Genomic DNA, 17,312 nt, shown 5'->3' on the forward strand with positions numbered 1-17,312 from the left:
CGTCCTATTGTGCTTGACATCCTACTCTCACCAAGCATGACTCGATACCCGCCCTTAGTTCAAATTGCAGGTAAGAAGCAAAGCAATAACCAGTCGATCAACCTCCCCTGCATGTTAAAGGGCTACATAGTTGCTTGGGTGTTGGCTACCTTCGCTCACCCTAGTCACACAGTTTATCTATATGCTCCTAGAGCTTCACTCGGTTGCCGCCTACAAGCAACTCGAATTATTTTGGGTATAGATATATTACTTCGCCAGAATACTCACCCACATGGCACCTTTACCCACTGGGTAACGTGCCAATGTTGTCAACTCGCCACTGTTCTGGTCAATCTCACAGACCTCAATATGATCGGATTTCTGACCGGCTGAAATCACGAAACGACCACTATGATCAATATTAAAACCACGTGGTTGTGCTTCTGTGGCGTGATGCCCCATCACTTCAATTTTCCCTCCGTCTGCAGACACGCTGAGAATCGTTAGGGTACTGGAAGCACGTTCGCTGACATAAAGGAAGCGGCCATTCGGCGTAAGATGAATATCTGCAGCCCAGCGAGTGTCGCTATAATCAGCAGGCATCGCATCCAGAGTTTGTACTAGCATATATTTGCCACCGTTTTTACTGATGGCAAAAACATCCACCGTACCATCTAGTTCGTTAACACAGTAAGCAAACTGGCTGTTCGGATGGAATGCCATATGGCGTGGCCCTGCGCCGGTAGCCGTTGATACGGCATCCTGACTGTGTGGCGTCAACTTGCCTTCCAGACTCAGGTTAAACAACCGAATGCGATCTTCTTTTAGACAAGGTACCAACAGCAGTTGATTGGTTGGATCAATATTTGCCGAATGGGGTGCAGTCAGCCCTTCTATTTGCTCAATAGGTGCTACAACCACGCCATCATGACCAATCGGGCTGACGCTCGCACAATTACCGCTGTAAGAAGCCGAGAACAAATAGCGGCCCTGCAAATCGGTTGAAATATGGGTCGGGCTCCCAGGGAGCGGTGCCATACCCGCTTGCTCCAACTGGCCATCAGCTTTAATACGGTAACTGACAATACCGAATACCGGGCGAACCCCGACGTAAAGATGGGTTCGGTCAGGATGGATGACCATAGGTTGCACCTGCCCAGGTACGTCGACCGTTTGTAATAGTGTCAATGCTCCATTGCCGTCTAACTGCCAAACATGGATCTGCTGGCTTTCAGGGCTAGCGACATAAACGATTTGCTTCATTTTCTCTCCTTAACTGAGAAAGAGTAACCGGTTTCAGTTTTGCTGTTTGTGCTAGCTTACCTGACATCTGCGCCATAACAACCCTAGGCTATGCTGTTTTATCAAACGCTCATCAGGTGTACCATCAGATTAATTTCCTTGCTAACCCTTATGAGAATGCTATGAGCTACCGTGTGATTGCCCTCGATTTAGACGGCACCCTGTTGGACAACCAAAAACAAATCTTGCCCCAGTCACTGACCGCACTGGTCAAAGCACGCGCCGCAGGAGTGAAGGTGGTGATAGTCACTGGCCGCCATCACGTTGCTATTCACCCTTTCTATCAAGCGTTGCAGATCGACACTCCTGCCATCTGCTGTAATGGAACCTACCTTTATGATTTCGAACAGAAAAAGGTACTGGCTGCCGACCCGCTGGCAAAAGAGCAAGCCAAGCTGGTGTTACAGATGCTCAAGCAAAACAATATTCACGGTCTTATGTACGTGGATGACGCTATGTTGTACCAGCAAACCAATGGACATGTGACCCGTTCATTAGCTTGGGCAGAAACGTTGCCACTAGCCCAACGCCCAATACTTCAACAAGTGAGCAGCTTGGTTCAAGCAGCGGATGAAGCGCAGTCCATTTGGAAGTTCGCCACTTCGCATGCCGATATTCCAGCGCTACGTGACTTTGCCGAAACGGTTGAGAAAGAATTAGGGCTGGCTTGTGAATGGTCATGGCACGATCAGGTAGACATTGCACAAACGGGTAATAGCAAAGGCAAGCGCTTGCAACAATGGGTCGAATCTCAGGGGTTAAGCATGGATCAAGTGGTCGCGTTTGGCGATAACTATAACGACCTGAGCATGCTCGAAGCCGCTGGGTTAGGGGTTGCTATGGGTAACGCCGATGACGCCGTCAAGGAGCGTGCAGATATGGTGATCGCCGATAACCAGCAGCCGGGTATTGCAGAGGTGATCCACTCCAGGATTCTAAATAGCTACACTTAATGTTGCTTAACTTTAAGCTTCAGGCCGCTATTGTCCTTTAGTGGCGCGCTATCGCCGCTGGCGGTTATTTGGATGTTGAGCAAGGTCCAGTTTTGGAGCTTGCTCCGCGAACAACGCAGCAACGTGCTCACGTTAGAAAAGGAAACCCGTTCCCCTTAACCTTCACGGCTGATAGAGACGCTTTTGACCTGTGCGTAAAGCCACTGACCAGGCTTGATAGCCAGATCGTCGCACGCCCAAAGCGAAATGCGTGCCCAGAGAATGCTTCCCGTTACCGCCAATTTCACGTCAACCTGACCGTCAACGTCTAGACACTCAAGCACTTTGGCTGGCAGAACGTTGCGAATACTGGTGTTAACCGGTGGTTGGAGCACTAAAGAGACATCGGCAGCGTTGATACGAATACGCAGCTTTGTCCCTAATGGAGCGTCTATGCCGCCAACCCACAAGCGCTGATCGCCAAGAGCCAAGGCCGTCATGGCATAGTGCGGATGCTGTGCGATCACACTAACACTCACCACGCTGCTCTGATCCTCACGCTGCAGCCATGGCCGCAACGCACTGCTGGCCCAGACCTCCTCCAGCCCTCCTAACGCCTTTATCTGGCCATTATCTAGGATCATTACCTGATCCGCCAACCGCAGGATCTCATCCAGGCTGTGGCTAACGTAAAGGATCGGGATACTCACGTCTTGTGCCAGCCGTTCCAGATAGGGTAACAGCTCACGTTTACGCGGTAGGTCGAGCGAAGCAAGAGGCTCATCCATCAGCAACAACTCAGGTGCAGTAAGCAACGCCCGACCAATAGCCACGCGCTGTTTTTCACCACCAGAGAGGGTCAATGGCAGACGATTGAGCAACGGCGCGATCCCCAAAAGTTCAACAATGTTATCGAACTGGTTATGCATGCTGCTTGCCATACCATATTGCAGATTACCTCGCACCCGATAATGCGGGAACAGACGCGCGTCCTGAAAAACATAGCCAATATGGCGTTTTTCCGGGGGTAAACACACACCGCTGGAGGTATCTACCAACGTGCGGCCATTGAGTACGATCCGCCCCTGATGCAGACGCGTCAGGCCACTGATGGCATTGATCAACGAGGTTTTACCCGCACCGGAAAGCCCAAATAGTGCAGTGATGCCCTGTGCAGGCAGATTAGCCTGCACATTCAGACTGAGCTCGCCAAGCTGCTGGGAAAAATCCAGTTCTAACATTTACAGGCCCATACGTTTGCGGCCCCAGCGAGCCAACCATTCGGAAACCATCAACGCCGCTAGCGAAAGAAGGATGGCAATCACGCATAAACGTGCCGCCGCCGTTTCAGCCCCCGGAGTTTCAATCAAGGTATACATTGCCAGAGGAATGGTTCGAGTTTCACCGGGAATATTGGAAACAAAGGTAATAGTCGCGCCAAACTCCCCTAAAGAACGGGCAAATGCTAATACGGTGCCAACAATAATACCGGGGAGTGAAAGCGGTAAAGTGATAGTGAAAAACACTCGCCACGGATGCGCACCCAAGGTGCGAGCTGCCTGTTCCAAGCGAATATCTATCGCTTCAAGGGCTAAACGGATAGCTCGCACCATCAGCGGAAATGCCACTACGGCGGAGGCAAGCGCTGCACCACGCCAACTGAAACTAAAGCTGAATCCAAACCACGCATACAACCCTTCGCCGATAAAACCTCGGCGCCCCATAGCAATCAGTAGTAAATAACCGATCACTACCGGTGGCAGTACCAACGGCAGATGAATAATACTATCCAACAGTGATTTGCCAGGAAAATGGCAGCGCACCAAGATCCAAGCCATCAAGATCCCCAGAGGTAAACTGCAGATCACTGCCAGGCTGGAAACTCTCAGGCTAAGCTCAATCGCTTGCCATTCATACTCACTCAATATCATTTATGCGGAGCGAATCCATAACGTTCGAAAATAGCCGCCGCTTCTTTACTTTTCAGATAGCTATAGAAAGCAGTGACAGCAGGTGTGTGGTGATCTTTAACTATCGCCATTGGATATTCGACTGGCTTATGGCTCTCTTCAGGGAATATGCCTACAACGTTCACTTTATCACTGGCGATAGCATCAGAGCCGTAAACGATTCCTAAAGGAGCCTCTTCACGTTCAACCAGCGCCATGGCACTGCGCACGTTGTTGGCACGCGCTAACTGTGATTCCAGCGCCGTCCAGGCACCTAGGTGCTGTAGCGCTTCCTTGGCATAGAGCCCCGCAGGAACATGATCCGGGTCTCCAACCGCCAGACGACCGCCATTGAGCAATCTGACCCAATCCGTTTTTTTGTTAACGTCGATTTTGTCTTGATGAACGGATTTGGCTGCGATCAGTACCAGCTTGTTACCCAATAGGGTATAGCGCGTGTCTTTCACCATCTGTTGCTTATCGATGACGTAATCCATCCATTGCTGATCGGCAGAGATAAACAGATCGGCCGGAGCACCCTGCTCAATCTGCCGTGCCAGAGTTGAAGAGGATGCAAAAGAAGAAACGACCTGTACATCATGATCTTTCTGATATTCAGTGGCGATCTCCTGCAACGCATTAGTCAGTGAGGCGGCGGCAAAAACAGTTATCTTCTCTGCCGCAGACGCCTGTGCCATCAGCCCTGAAGCCAGCGCGACGCCAACACCCCACTTGAACCATTGCTTTTTCATTATTTTCTCCGCACGTTAGCCAATACTATCGATCGTTATATATTTTATAATATAACGCAATGTGAAAGCTTGTCATGCAATTTATAACCACATTGCTTATTGAACTGAGCCAAGGTGGCAATATTTGCCCCGCTTTTATCACTCGTTACACTGTTGACAAAAATCCTGGCGAGAAAACGTAGGGTACAAGTCAGGTACCAACAAGCGAACTGTGTGCTGGTATAAATGGAATGATCGTGCGGACATTTGAACGCTTTTTATCAGAAACATGACAGGTAACACCATAAAACAGAATGTTACCCGACGTGCGCTTAACGCGACAAAGCCCCAAACGCTATCGACGGAGCTTTGAGATTGAGGGAATTATCTACGCTTTTCTTTTGGATGGCCAATTTTGGAGAACACGTTAAACACTTCCCCCAAGCCATAAATCAAGCCTAAGATGATAGCCATCACAACGGGTACCATCACTACGGCAAACACCAGACTTTTCAATAATTCCAACATGGAACCTCTCTTTTACGGCCTATTTAAACGACTACATTAAGTTTACTCTAAACCAAAATGCAGGCAAAAACGTGTTTATTTTAAGGACAGTGTGAAATTTGTAACCTGCTAAACGTGCTCATTTGGTGCTTTTGGCGAAATCAGCGACAATAACGGGTTTTATCACCATGAGTTTCAAACTGCGGCTTGAAAAACGAACGGCGTACTACTAATCGGGGTTAATTATGCAGGCAGAGATCCTTCTTACCTTAAAACTTCAGCAGAAGCTATTCGCTGACCCGCGCCGTATTTCGCTGCTTAAACAGATTGTGCATACCGGCTCAATCAGTCAGGGAGCTAAACTGGCGGGGATCAGCTATAAAAGCGCCTGGGATGCCATCAATGAGATGAACCTGCTGGCTGACCAGACAGTGGTGGAACGAGCGACGGGGGGTAAAGGGGGGGGAGGCGCACAGGTTACCCACTACGGGCTGCGACTGATCCAGCTTTATGACTTAATGGGCCAAATCCAGCAAAAGGCCTTCGACATATTGCAGCAGGATAATTTACCGCTCGACAGCCTGCTTGCGGCAATTGCCCGTTTCTCACTGCAAACCAGCGCACGCAACCAGTTCTTCGGCACCGTTATTGAACGCGACCATCAACGAGTACAGCAGCATATCAGCCTATTACTGGCCGATGGTCAAACCCGTATTAACGCCGCCGTCACTCAGCAAAGTGCCGAACGGTTGCGGCTGACGCCAGGGAGAGAGGTTTTAGCACTCATAAAAGCACCTTGGGTGAAACTGACTACCACCTCAATGATGACCGGCTTGGTGGATAATGTGTTGGAGGGCAGCGTGGCCAGCATTCAGCCAGGCATTGAACACAGCGAGGTTCTGGTCACAATAAGCAGTGGAGAAACGCTGTGCTCCACACTCAGAAACCAGGAACTTGCACAGTTAAAACTGTGTCCTGGCTGTGAAGTACAGGCTTTTTTCAATGCCGACCGGGTGATTATCGCTACATTGTGTTAAACGCAATGTCACGTTGCAGTATTACCGATTGACATCTTTTTTTGATACGCCTATTTCTCTAGGCTATGCACGGTGGCTTTTCTACGATGCATATTGAGGGTGGCCTAAACAAATCATAACTGAACAGGGAATAAATGATGTCGTCGTTGCAAATTTCGCAAGGTTCATTTCGTTTAAGTGACACACGTACACTAACGCTAGACCACTTGCACATTCAGTCAGGAGAGAGCTGGGCTTTCGTCGGAGCTAACGGCAGCGGTAAATCTGCTCTGGCTCGAGCTTTGGCCAATGAGTTAACTTTACTGAAAGGTGAACGCCACAATCACTTCAGCAACACCGTTCGGATTTCGTTCGAGCAGTTGCAAAAACTGGTCAGTGATGAATGGCAACGTAACAACACTGACATGCTCAGCCCTGATGAAGAAGATACTGGCCGTACTGCGGCAGACATCATCCAGGAGGAAATTAATGATCCCGCCCGTTGCGCACAGCTTGCCGCCCTGTTTGGTATCTTCCCGTTACTTTCACGCCGTTTTAAATATCTTTCTACCGGTGAAACGCGCAAAACTCTGCTTTGCCGTGCACTGATGCCTCAACCCGATCTGTTGATCCTCGATGAACCATTCGATGGATTGGACGTGAACTCACGTGCTCAACTGGCCACAATGCTCGCGGAACTTTCACAGCAAGGTTATACGCTGGTAATGGTGCTCAACCGCTTTGATGAAATACCGGGGTTTGTCCAACAGGTTGGCGTACTGGCGGATTGTATCCTTACCCACCAAGGGCCAAAAGAGCAAGTCATGGCCGATGCACTCGTCGCTCAATTAGCACACAGTGAAAGCCTGGTCGGGCTGACGCTACCCGAAACCGAAGACCCGGCGCAAATCACTCAGCTTCCCCCCCAACAACCCTTGATCGTTTTGCGGGATTGCGTAGTGAGCTATGACGATCGTCCGATACTGCACCCGCTTACCTGGCAGGTTAATCCCGGCGAACACTGGCAAATAGTCGGCCCAAACGGTGCGGGTAAATCCACGCTTCTCAGCCTGATCACCGGCGATCACCCACAGGGGTACAGTAATGACCTGACGCTATTTGGCCGCCGACGCGGAAGCGGTGAAACAATTTGGGACATCAAACGCCATATCGGCTACGTCAGTAGCAGTTTACATCTGGACTACCGTGTCAAAAGCAGCATTCGTAACGTTATCCTTTCTGGCTTTTTTGATTCGATTGGTATTTATCAGGCTGTTTCAGAACGCCAACAACAGTTAGCAACACAATGGTTGACATTGCTCGGTTTGAATACGCAGGGAGAAACCCCCTTCCACAGCCTTTCCTGGGGCCAACAGCGGCTAGCCCTAATCGCCAGAGCGCTGGTCAAGCACCCTGCGCTATTAATTCTCGATGAGCCTTTACAAGGTTTGGATCCGCTTAATCGCCAACTGGTGCGGCGCTTCGTTGATATCTTAATTCGACAAGGCGCAACTCAGCTGCTTTTTGTTTCTCATCATGCAGAAGATGCCCCGCAGTGTATTACTCACCGCCTGACTTTCGTACCGGAAGATGATGGTTATCGCTATCAGCAGGAGAAATTAGGCTGTATCTCTTAATTGCCTATGAGCCTATGGGTGGAGTCAACGTGCAATTTTGCAGGCTAAATGCCCTCTGTTGGAAACATCATTATTCAACCGAGGACATATCCAGCAACACTTCCCCGCAGCACATCACATTTGGTCTTTTATCATTAAAGCATGCAGGGTTGTTTTCTGGGGTAAGGTATGACTGCAGCACTGATCCTTATTGACTTGATTGAAGACCTGGCAGGCCCTAAAGGGAGAGCCAATTACTGCCGTGAACAGATAGTCAAGCGGGGCGTGGTAGCGCGCATCAATACCGCTACTGCCTACGCTCGAGTACGCAAAATTCCAGTGATTTGGGTTCGTACAGGTTTTGCCGATGATTACCACGATATTCCAGCACACTCACCGTTATTCACTCACCTTAAACAAATCGGTGCGCTCCGTTTAAGTAACGGGGGTTGTCGTTGGCTGGAGGGATTAGAGATGAAAACGGAGGATCTGCAATTCGAAAAAAAGGCAGTTTGCGCTTTTGCGGGTAACAATTTGTTAGTATGGTTACAACAAAACCGCTGCCATCATCTGTTGCTGTGTGGCGTCAGTACATCGTTTGCCATAGAAGGTACGGTGCGGCAGGCGCACGATGTTGGATTTAAAGTGACGGTGTTACAGGACCTGTGCGCTGCTCAAACCGAAGAGATCCATCAACAAAGCCTGGACACGTTGCAGAACCTAGGGGAAATTATCCACTCACGAAGCTGGATGAAAGACTAGTTAGATTGTGTTTCACAAGTGAACGGCAGCATCATTGATGATAGGAAGATTTTTAAGCAACTGGCCCGATCTTATATTTGTCTTTGCGTATGCTAATATTTCACTCAGACTGTGCCTCTGAATTTCAAATGAGCACTGCTGGCGGTCAATTACTCGCTTTACGAATCTTTAACACTTCAGATTTTCGGTACTAAGAACCTATTCCAACGAATGCTGTTGGCACAGTCAGTTTGACACAGGCAATACGCGGAACTCACAAAGTAAACGCCTATTGCCAAGACCAAAATGACCAGTGAAATAGCCCTATTGACGGGCCAAGTAACCTAGCCAACACTGAAGTAGTTTGAATGGCAATGGGTATAAGTATCGTGTGTCTATTTTAAGGGATAACCATTATGTGGGGCGTACTTTCGGCTTCCTTGTTTTTTTTGCCATTTAATCGGCTTATTGCTTCGGTCATATTAGTCGCCGCCGTTGGAATGGGTGTTTACCATCAAGTACTGACTCCTCTCAGTTTAGCTTGCCTGGCAATCATCGCTATTAGCATTTGGCTCCGCCACCAATATAGCCATCAACGCATTATCAGGTTGCTGGTAGAGATATTTTTAGTTGCCTGTTCAATCGCCCTGTTTTATCACCTGATACCTGGATTTAATAATCCCTTAATGGTTAATCAAGATAAGTTAGGGCCACTGAGTTCTCCTTATTCTTTGTATTACAACTTCGATAAAGCACTGGTGCCATTCCTATTGTTTATCTGCCTACCAACGCTGTTCAATGCAGGCAAACGTGATAGAAAAGTCGGTGTCCGCGCATGGGTAACTCTGGCACTGAGTGTACCAGCCTTGTTGTTATTGGCAGTGCTATTGGGGGGGCTAAAAATTGAACTGCACATGCCCCACTGGATGCTGGCATTCATGATGGCCAATTTATTTTTTGTCTCTATGGCCGAAGAGGCTCTGTTTCGAGGATATTTACAGCAACGTCTCCATCAGTGGTTGGGAGCTTATCCGGCACTGATTATTACGGCCTTGCTGTTTGGAGCAGCCCATCTTGCTGGTGGCATACTGATGGTGGCATTTGCTGCATTAGCCGGATTGATTTATGGTCTGGCCTGGATGTGGAGCAGACGCCTCTGGGTACCGATTTGTTTTCATTTTGGCCTGAATCTGATCCACCTACTGTTTTTTACCTACCCGCTTTATCAACATCCATAATGCTTATGGCCGGCGTATTATTATGCCGGTCAGAACTTTGAAAGCGTTACCAATAATCTTCCCTGCAGATGCTTCCAATCCACTGTATCAATTAGTGTAAACGATTCCATTTTTCGCACTAGATCACCTTTTCATAACCACTGCCATGCTATCTTTATCACAAATATTTTCTTTAACATGCCGAGCCTGAGGCTGCCATGAAAAAAGTGAAAACGATTACAATTAACCAAGCAGGTAGATGGATGAAGGAAGCATAATGCCTAATTTTAACTCTATAGATCACCCACACCGCCGTTTTAACCCGCTCAGTGGTCAATGGGTACTCGTATCACCTCATCGCGCCAAGCGTCCTTGGCAAGGACAGCAAGAATTACCCGCGCAAGAGGTTTTTCCTGCACACGATCCCGACTGCTTCCTTTGCCCAGGTAACGCACGCGTAACCGGAGATAACAATCCTGATTATCTAGGTACCTACGTTTTTACCAACGATTTTGCGGCTCTGATGCAAGATACCCCGCAGGCACCAGAAAGTGATGACCCACTGATGCGTTGCCAAAGCGCACGCGGTACCAGCCGAGTAATCTGTTTTTCCCCTGATCACAGCAAAACGCTACCGCAACTTTCGCTCTCCGAATTGGAGCAGGTCGTCGCCACCTGGCAGGAGCAGACGGTCGAGCTGGGTCGCCATTACCCTTGGGTACAACTCTTTGAAAATAAAGGTGCTGCAATGGGGTGTTCCAATCCCCACCCGCATGGTCAAGTATGGGCTAACAGCTTTTTACCTAATGAAGCCGAACGGGAAGATCGCCTACAGCGGGACTATTTTAATCAGCATAACTCTGCAATGCTGTTCGACTATGCACTGCGGGAGCTGGCAGATGGCAACAGGACAGTGCTGGAAACCGAGCACTGGCTAGTCGTAGTCCCGTATTGGGCAGCCTGGCCATTTGAAACCCTGTTACTGCCGAAAATAGCTGTACAGCGTATTACAGAACTCACACAGGCACAAAGCAGCGACCTGGCCCTCGCACTAAAGAGGCTCACCAGCCGGTATGACAATCTGTTTAAATGCTCTTTCCCCTATTCGATGGGCTGGCACGGGGCACCGTTCAATAATGCAGATAATCGCCACTGGCAGTTACACGCCCATTTCTACCCACCGTTACTGCGTTCAGCTACGGTGCGCAAATTTATGGTGGGCTACGAAATGCTGGCAGAAACACAGAGGGATCTCACAGCAGAACAGGCAGCTGAGCGTCTGAGAGCGGTCAGCGACATCCATTATCGTGAAGCCGGAGTGAAATAATGAGTTTGAAAGCACATACCCGAACTATCTTTACCGATCATTTTGGCTACGCGCCTGCCCTCACCGTGCAAGCTCCAGGTAGGGTCAACCTGATTGGTGAACATACCGATTACAACGATGGTTTTGTCTTACCCTGTGCGATCGATTTTCAGACTGTCATCAGTTGCGCCCCTCGTAACGATCGGCAGATCCGTGTTCTAGCAGCAGATTATGAGAAGCAACAGGACTTTTTTTCTTTGGATGCCCCTATCGTCAACCATCCCACTCAGCGCTGGGCTGATTACGTGCGTGGCGTAGTGAAATACCTACAGGCGCGCGACAATAACTTTGGCGGAGCAGATTTAGTGATCACCGGTAACATACCACAGGGAGCAGGGCTAAGTTCTTCTGCTTCCCTGGAAGTCGCTGTCGGACAGGCATTACAGGCACTCTATCAGCTACCGTTAGACGGCGTCGCACTCGCGCTGAATGGTCAGGAAGCGGAAAACCAGTTTGTTGGCTGTAATTGCGGAATTATGGATCAGTTGATTTCAGCATTGGGCAAAAAGGATCACGCCTTGCTGATCGACTGCCTAACGCTGAGGACCCGCGCAGTGCCGATGCCCGAAGATGCGGCGGTGGTGATCATACATTCTAATGTGAAACGTGGTTTGGTAGACAGTGAGTACAATACCCGCCGCCAACAATGTGAGGACGCTGCACGCTTCTTTGGTGTCAAGTCATTACGTGACGTTAGTCTAAAGCTATTCTTGCAGAATCAACATGAACTCGACCCCATTATAGCCAAACGAGCACGCCATGTGATTACCGAAAACGAACGTACCCTGGCTGCTGCCGATGCGTTGGCCGCTGGTGACCTAAAATTAATGGGGGAACTTATGGCCGAATCGCACGCCTCAATGCGTGACGATTTTGAGATCACCGTCTCCCCTATCGATAAGCTGGTTGAGATTGTTAAAAGTGTTGTTGGCGATCGGGGAGGTGTGCGCATGACCGGTGGAGGCTTTGGCGGTTGCATCGTTGCACTGATGCCTCTCAATTTGGTTGAGCCTGTTCGGGTAGCCGTAGCCCAACAGTACCCTTTGAAAACCAATGGACTGAAAGAAACTTTCTACCTGTGCAAAGCATCTCAGGGGTCGGGCCTATGTTAACGGACACAACTACACTTGCCCCTGACGGCCAGCCCTTGATTCTTACTACACTATGTAACACCAAGGGAATGACTATCACATTAATGGATTGGGGGGCTACCTGGCTTTCCGCCAAATTGCCGTTGAGATCGGGCGAAAAACGTGAATTGCTGCTTGGTTGTAGCACCGCTGCGGATTACTTACGTCAAGGGGCTTACCTAGGAGCTACCGTCGGGCGTTACGCCAACCGAATTGCACATGCCAGTCTACTGGTAGACGGTAAACATCATCCGCTAGTACCCAATCAAGGATTACATCAGCTACACGGTGGGCCAGGCGGATTCCATGCTCGGCGCTGGAAGATTGTGACCCATGATGAGCGGAAGGTAGTGTATCAGCTGCATTCGCCTGATGGCGATCAAGGTTTTCCGGGTAACCTTGATGTGACAGCGACATACTTGCTAACCCCAGATAACCGACTGGAAATAAGCTACCAGGCTCAAACCGATCGCGCCTGCCCGGTTAATCTGACCAATCATGCTTACTTTAACCTGAATGGTACGGGGCATGACGCAATGCAACAGCGGTTGCAGCTGTTTGCAGACTATTATCTGCCGGTAGACAGTGAAGGTATTCCCTGCGCCGCTCTGACGACCGTTGCGGATAGCGGTATGGATTTCCGTCAACCGAAACCCCTGTACCTAGATTTATTACGTGACGCCGATCAACAGTGCGTTAATGGTTATGACCATGCTTATCTGTTGCATTCAGCCTGTAACGAATTGACGACCCCGGCAGCCTATCTGTGGTCTGCTGATGGCCACATTGAACTAACGGTTTTTACCACAGCCCCAGCCCTACAATTTTATAGCGGCAATTATCTTAAGGGGACCCCTTCGCGTAACGGTGGTACCTACGACAATTACGCGGGAGTAGCGCTTGAAAGTGAATTTCTGCCCGATAGCCCGCACCATCCCGAATGGCCTCAGCCAGACTGTTGGCTGCAACCCGGCCAACATTACCGAAGCGCAACGCATTATCAATTCAGAGAAACCCTTTGATTCTCTGAATTGTCGCTCTTTTGCTGTACGGAAAGGAGACGGGTGGATATAAATGATTACTGTTTTACAAACGGTTATCACTGTAAACACCCTTCCCTTATTCCAAACCCCGCACTAAAATCAGCCTAGTGTGATAAGCACAACATGCTGTGCAATGTCATAATTTTCGGCCATTCGGGCCGAACAATAGCTGAAGGAACACCTATGCGTCTGATTACCGCACTTCCATTACTGGTAGGTTTCATACTTAGCACCAATCTTATGGCCGCAGAAAACACGGCAAAAACCCCCTCTCCGGCTCAAGCCGCACAACAGAAGCGAATGACCGATTGTAATAAACAGGCCTCCAGCCAATCATTAAAAGGCGCTGACCGCAGCACATTCATGAGTGCCTGCCTGAAGGCGGAAAGCCATCAACCAGAAAAAAACCTGACTCCACAGCAGCAGAAAATGAAAAACTGTAACGCTGATGCCGCTAAACAGAGCCTGAAAGGTGACGAACGTAAAACCTTTATGAGTCACTGTTTGAAAAAAACCTCTTGATTCTCCCTGGCGCGATTGTATTAATCTCATTCGCGTCCTTATTCACTGCTCAATCCGATTGAACGATTAACCATCACCTTACAACCGTATTTACCTTGTTACCATAAATTGACTATGGTTAAACACGACACCCAATGTCTGTTTGGCAGGGCATTTTGGTCGGGTTACACTCACGGGTATATCGATTGCCGAGTTACAGGCTGCGGTAATATAATGATTTGCGTTATCATTGAAATATCAGATTATTAAGGAGTTAAGCTATGGCTGTAACTAAGCTGGTTCTGGTGCGTCACGGCGAAAGCCAGTGGAACAACGAAAACCGCTTCACCGGTTGGTATGATGTCGATCTGTCTGACAAAGGCCGTACCGAAGCTAAAGCGGCGGGCAAACTTTTGAAAGATGAAGGTTTCTCTTTTGATTTCGCTTATACTTCCGTACTGAAGCGCGCTATCCATACGCTGTGGAACATTCTGGACGAGCTGGATCAAGCTTGGCTGCCAACAGAAAAATCCTGGAAGTTGAACGAACGCCATTACGGCGCTCTGCAAGGCCTGAACAAAGCAGAAACCGCTGAGAAATACGGTGACGAGCAGGTTAAGCAATGGCGTCGCGGTTTCGCAGTAACGCCTCCAGAACTAACCAAAGAAGATGAACGCTATCCAGGTCACGATCCACGTTATTCTGCACTGACAGAAAAGGAACTGCCACTAACAGAAAGCTTGGCACTCACTATTGATCGTGTGATCCCTTACTGGGACCAAGAAATTTTGCCACGCATAAAAAGCGGCGAACGAGTCATCGTTGCAGCTCACGGCAACTCACTGCGTGCGCTGGTTAAATACTTGGATAATTTGAGCGAAGATGAAATCCTTGAGCTGAATATCCCAACCGGCGTACCATTGGTATATGAGTTCGACGAGAACTTCAAACCCATTAAACGTTACTACCTGGGTAATGCCGATGAAATCGCAGCAAAAGCAGCCGCAGTAGCAAACCAAGGCAAGGCAAAATAATCATACTCAGGAAATAAAACAACTCAAGTTGCTGCACAGCAAACGTTGTACTGAGAGGTGAGCCTCACGGATGAGGCTCAGATGAAGAAGGTGAGTCTATACCATTAATATGGTCTAGTAGAACGAACGATCACCCGCGACGCACCTTCACTGCAGCGGCCAGTTCACGCAGTACGGTTTCAGTATCTTCCCAGCCAATGCAAGCATCGGTAACACTTTTACCGTAAACCAGCGGCTCGCCACTTTCCAGATTCTGATTACCTTCTAGCAGATGGCTTTCGATCATCACACCAATAATAGCATTCTCACCGGCACGGATTTGCTTACAAACGTCCTCGTTTACGTCCATTTGTTTTTTGAACTGTTTACAGCTGTTGGCGTGGCTGAAATCAATCATCAGTTTCGCAGGTAAGCCAGCTTTTGTCAGCCCATCCTTCACTTCTCTCACATGCGCAGCACTGTAGTTCGGTTCTTTGCCACCACGAAGGATAATATGGCAATCACTATTGCCGCTGGTGTTAACAATCGCGGAATGACCCCACTTGGTGACAGACAGGAAACAGTGCGGTGCACTGGCAGCATTGATAGCATCAATCGCAACTTTGATCGTACCGTCAGTACCATTTTTGAAGCCTACAGGGCACGACAGACCGGAGGCAAGTTCACGGTGTACCTGGGACTCAGTGGTACGCGCACCAATCGCCCCCCAGCTCATTAAATCTGCCATATATTGCGGAGTGATCATATCCAGAAATTCGCCCGCTGCAGGTAAGCCACTATCGTTAATATCCAGCAGTAGTTTACGCGCCAAACGTAAACCGTCGTTAATCTGGAAGCTATTATCCATATGAGGATCGTTGATCAAACCTTTCCAGCCAACGGTGGTACGCGGCTTTTCAAAGTAGACGCGCATTACCACTTCCAACTCACTACTTAATTCCTGGCGTAATCTTAACAGACGCGCAGCATACTCTTTTGCTGATTGGGTATCGTGGATGGAACAAGGCCCAACCACAACCAATAAGCGATCGTCATTGCCACTAAGAATTTTGTGTATAGCATTGCGAGTCTGTGAGACCGTCTGTGCAGTCTGTTCCGTAGCAGGAAATTTCTCTAACAAAGCCACTGGAGGCAGAAGCTCCTTGATATCTTTAATACGTAAATCGTCGTTTTGATAATTCATAACTTTTCCATTCGGTATTCAGTAAGTGCAATTCGCAGCAAATAATTTTTACCAATTTAGCCTGTGAAGCTAGTGCTGTAAATCACCTTTAGATTAAGGCGCGGATTACCATCATATCCATCCTATGGAAGGTACTACGGCCCAGTTCTTAACCTATAGCCAATTAGTACTTTTTATTGATTTATCGGCATAGCAAGCCTGGCAGTTACTCTGTTCACCTTATTTCACAGAGGATAATGGCCGGGAGTGGTTACGGGCAGCACTGCGAACCCATAACCAAGAACCGTTAAGCGCAATCAGGGTGAGAATAACGTATTCCAGAGCCATTGCGTACACGCCCTGATAGGCAAAGATAACCACACTAATAACATCAACAACAACCCACAATAACCAGTTTTCAACATATTTACGCGTCATCAGGAGCATAGCGACCATAGACAGGATCATTATTGTTGAATCCCATAGCGGGAAAGCATCAGGTTGTAACTCTGGCATCTGTACGTTAAGACCCACCCCCTGCATCACAACAACCGCAACCTGCGTCAGATAGGCAAATACGCGGTCAATGTTATACGTCATCAACGCAATACCAACTACGCATACCGTGCCCCATAACAATACGTTAGAACGCGATAACCAACGAATTTTCAGTTCTGCCTGGTTATACAGGGTCTGACGGCTCCAAGCATACCAGCCGTATATATTTGCGGCGAAGAAAAACAGTTGCAACAACAGGCTGGCATAAAGCTGAATCTGGAAAAAAATCACGGCAAACAGTGTGACATTAACTAAGCCAAACAGGTAGTTGATGATTTTTTCTTTACTGGCATACCAGATGCATAATAATCCAAACAGTGTCCCAATGGCTTCAATCCACGATAGATCGTATCCCCCTGCCCCCAGCGGAATATGAATCAATATGTTGCCAGTGCTGAAAAAACTCATCTTGCTTTCCTTAACTTTATGTTCCAAACGCCTAAATAGCGCTTAACACGGTTCCACTTTAAATTTCAGACAGGTACAAAAAATGCGGAGCATCGACGTACGGTTAAACGTCCCACACTG

17 protein-coding genes are annotated in these 17,312 nt (G+C 48.6%); 10 read left to right on the forward strand and 7 right to left on the reverse strand.

What is annotated here, in order from left to right; translation table 11 throughout:
- Nucleotides 1-246 precede the first annotated feature (246 nt).
- Nucleotides 247-1,242 (reverse strand): 6-phosphogluconolactonase, encoded by a 996-nt coding sequence (gene pgl / locus OK023_RS12235; RefSeq protein ID WP_317692991.1) that lies wholly within the window; start codon nt 1,240-1,242, stop codon nt 247-249.
- A gap of 161 nt (nt 1,243-1,403) precedes the next feature.
- On the opposite strand from pgl, the gene OK023_RS12240 reads away from it, so the two are divergent.
- Nucleotides 1,404-2,234, forward strand: a complete 831-nt coding sequence (locus OK023_RS12240; protein WP_317692992.1) for a pyridoxal phosphatase — start codon at nt 1,404-1,406, stop codon at nt 2,232-2,234.
- Between the two features lie 155 nt (nt 2,235-2,389).
- Here the strand turns inward: OK023_RS12240 and modC are convergent, their stop codons facing one another.
- From modC to OK023_RS12260, 4 genes are all read right to left on the reverse strand, one after another.
- The gene (gene modC, locus OK023_RS12245) at nt 2,390-3,454 is read right to left on the reverse strand and encodes a molybdenum ABC transporter ATP-binding protein ModC (protein ID WP_317692993.1); all 1,065 of its coding nucleotides are present in this window, start codon (nt 3,452-3,454) and stop codon (nt 2,390-2,392) included.
- Nucleotides 3,455-4,144, reverse strand: a complete 690-nt coding sequence (gene modB, locus OK023_RS12250; RefSeq protein ID WP_317692994.1) for a molybdate ABC transporter permease subunit — start codon at nt 4,142-4,144, stop codon at nt 3,455-3,457.
- Complete coding sequence (gene modA, locus OK023_RS12255) at nt 4,141-4,914, reverse strand: molybdate ABC transporter substrate-binding protein (RefSeq protein ID WP_317692995.1); 774 nt, start codon at nt 4,912-4,914, stop codon at nt 4,141-4,143. Before modA ends, modB begins: the two co-directional genes overlap by 4 nt.
- Nucleotides 4,915-5,277: 363 nt before the next feature.
- Nucleotides 5,278-5,421: an AcrZ family multidrug efflux pump-associated protein gene (locus OK023_RS12260; RefSeq protein WP_317692996.1), complete on the reverse strand. Its 144-nt coding sequence runs from the start codon at nt 5,419-5,421 to the stop codon at nt 5,278-5,280.
- Nucleotides 5,422-5,645: 224 nt separating this feature from the next.
- Here OK023_RS12260 and modE point away from each other — a divergent pair, with 224 nt between their 5' ends.
- From modE to gpmA, 9 genes are all read left to right on the forward strand, one after another.
- Entirely contained in the window at nt 5,646-6,437 is a 792-nt protein-coding gene (modE, locus tag OK023_RS12265; RefSeq protein ID WP_317692997.1) for a molybdenum-dependent transcriptional regulator, read from the forward strand.
- A 137-nt stretch (nt 6,438-6,574) separates the two neighbouring features.
- Nucleotides 6,575-8,053: a molybdate ABC transporter ATP-binding protein ModF gene (gene modF, locus OK023_RS12270; protein ID WP_317697680.1), complete on the forward strand. Its 1,479-nt coding sequence runs from the start codon at nt 6,575-6,577 to the stop codon at nt 8,051-8,053.
- A 168-nt stretch (nt 8,054-8,221) separates the two neighbouring features.
- Nucleotides 8,222-8,794, forward strand: coding sequence for an isochorismatase family cysteine hydrolase (locus OK023_RS12275; RefSeq protein WP_317692998.1), 573 nt, complete (start codon nt 8,222-8,224; stop codon nt 8,792-8,794).
- Nucleotides 8,795-9,189: 395 nt separating this feature from the next.
- The gene (locus OK023_RS12280) at nt 9,190-10,011 is read left to right on the forward strand and encodes a CPBP family intramembrane glutamic endopeptidase (protein ID WP_317692999.1); all 822 of its coding nucleotides are present in this window, start codon (nt 9,190-9,192) and stop codon (nt 10,009-10,011) included.
- Nucleotides 10,012-10,267: 256 nt separating this feature from the next.
- Nucleotides 10,268-11,317, forward strand: a complete 1,050-nt coding sequence (galT, locus tag OK023_RS12285) for a galactose-1-phosphate uridylyltransferase (RefSeq protein WP_317693000.1) — start codon at nt 10,268-10,270, stop codon at nt 11,315-11,317.
- Nucleotides 11,317-12,468, forward strand: coding sequence for a galactokinase (gene galK / locus OK023_RS12290; protein WP_317693001.1), 1,152 nt, complete (start codon nt 11,317-11,319; stop codon nt 12,466-12,468). Before galT ends, galK begins: the two co-directional genes overlap by 1 nt.
- Nucleotides 12,462-13,508, forward strand: coding sequence for a galactose-1-epimerase (galM, locus tag OK023_RS12295; protein WP_317693003.1), 1,047 nt, complete (start codon nt 12,462-12,464; stop codon nt 13,506-13,508). Before galK ends, galM begins: the two co-directional genes overlap by 7 nt.
- Before the next feature lie 204 nt (nt 13,509-13,712).
- The gene (locus OK023_RS12300) at nt 13,713-14,051 is read left to right on the forward strand and encodes a PsiF family protein (RefSeq protein WP_317693004.1); all 339 of its coding nucleotides are present in this window, start codon (nt 13,713-13,715) and stop codon (nt 14,049-14,051) included.
- Between the two features lie 260 nt (nt 14,052-14,311).
- The gene (gene gpmA / locus OK023_RS12305; protein ID WP_317693005.1) at nt 14,312-15,064 is read left to right on the forward strand and encodes a 2,3-diphosphoglycerate-dependent phosphoglycerate mutase; all 753 of its coding nucleotides are present in this window, start codon (nt 14,312-14,314) and stop codon (nt 15,062-15,064) included.
- Nucleotides 15,065-15,194: 130 nt separating this feature from the next.
- Here the strand turns inward: gpmA and aroG are convergent, their stop codons facing one another.
- The gene (aroG, locus tag OK023_RS12310; RefSeq protein ID WP_317693006.1) at nt 15,195-16,247 is read right to left on the reverse strand and encodes a 3-deoxy-7-phosphoheptulonate synthase AroG; all 1,053 of its coding nucleotides are present in this window, start codon (nt 16,245-16,247) and stop codon (nt 15,195-15,197) included.
- Between the two features lie 219 nt (nt 16,248-16,466).
- Nucleotides 16,467-17,192 carry a nicotinamide riboside transporter PnuC gene (pnuC, locus tag OK023_RS12315; RefSeq protein WP_317693007.1) on the reverse strand — a complete coding sequence of 242 codons (726 nt, stop codon included), beginning with the start codon at nt 17,190-17,192 and terminating at the stop codon, nt 16,467-16,469.
- Between the last annotated feature and the right edge of the window lie 120 nt (nt 17,193-17,312).

The organism is Serratia sp. UGAL515B_01 (assembly GCF_033095805.1).
Lineage (GTDB): Bacteria > Pseudomonadota > Gammaproteobacteria > Enterobacterales > Enterobacteriaceae > Chania.

Excerpts from the sequence above, each read along its gene's own strand:
- galM (WP_317693003.1), top strand. The coding sequence starts at position 12,462 with ATGTTAACGGACACAACTACACTTGCCCCTGACGGCCAGCCCTTGATT.
- galK (WP_317693001.1), top strand. The coding sequence starts at position 11,317 with ATGAGTTTGAAAGCACATACCCGAACTATCTTTACCGATCATTTTGGC.
- modA (WP_317692995.1), bottom strand. The coding sequence starts at position 4,914 with ATGAAAAAGCAATGGTTCAAGTGGGGTGTTGGCGTCGCGCTGGCTTCA.
- OK023_RS12260 (WP_317692996.1), bottom strand. The coding sequence starts at position 5,421 with ATGTTGGAATTATTGAAAAGTCTGGTGTTTGCCGTAGTGATGGTACCC.
- modE (WP_317692997.1), top strand. The coding sequence starts at position 5,646 with ATGCAGGCAGAGATCCTTCTTACCTTAAAACTTCAGCAGAAGCTATTC.
- OK023_RS12280 (WP_317692999.1), top strand. The coding sequence starts at position 9,190 with ATGTGGGGCGTACTTTCGGCTTCCTTGTTTTTTTTGCCATTTAATCGG.
- pgl (WP_317692991.1), bottom strand. The coding sequence starts at position 1,242 with ATGAAGCAAATCGTTTATGTCGCTAGCCCTGAAAGCCAGCAGATCCAT.
- pnuC (WP_317693007.1), bottom strand. The coding sequence starts at position 17,192 with ATGAGTTTTTTCAGCACTGGCAACATATTGATTCATATTCCGCTGGGG.
- gpmA (WP_317693005.1), top strand. The coding sequence starts at position 14,312 with ATGGCTGTAACTAAGCTGGTTCTGGTGCGTCACGGCGAAAGCCAGTGG.
- OK023_RS12275 (WP_317692998.1), top strand. The coding sequence starts at position 8,222 with ATGACTGCAGCACTGATCCTTATTGACTTGATTGAAGACCTGGCAGGC.
- OK023_RS12300 (WP_317693004.1), top strand. The coding sequence starts at position 13,713 with ATGCGTCTGATTACCGCACTTCCATTACTGGTAGGTTTCATACTTAGC.
- modB (WP_317692994.1), bottom strand. The coding sequence starts at position 4,144 with ATGATATTGAGTGAGTATGAATGGCAAGCGATTGAGCTTAGCCTGAGA.
- modC (WP_317692993.1), bottom strand. The coding sequence starts at position 3,454 with ATGTTAGAACTGGATTTTTCCCAGCAGCTTGGCGAGCTCAGTCTGAAT.
- galT (WP_317693000.1), top strand. The coding sequence starts at position 10,268 with ATGCCTAATTTTAACTCTATAGATCACCCACACCGCCGTTTTAACCCG.
- modF (WP_317697680.1), top strand. The coding sequence starts at position 6,575 with ATGTCGTCGTTGCAAATTTCGCAAGGTTCATTTCGTTTAAGTGACACA.
- aroG (WP_317693006.1), bottom strand. The coding sequence starts at position 16,247 with ATGAATTATCAAAACGACGATTTACGTATTAAAGATATCAAGGAGCTT.
- OK023_RS12240 (WP_317692992.1), top strand. The coding sequence starts at position 1,404 with ATGAGCTACCGTGTGATTGCCCTCGATTTAGACGGCACCCTGTTGGAC.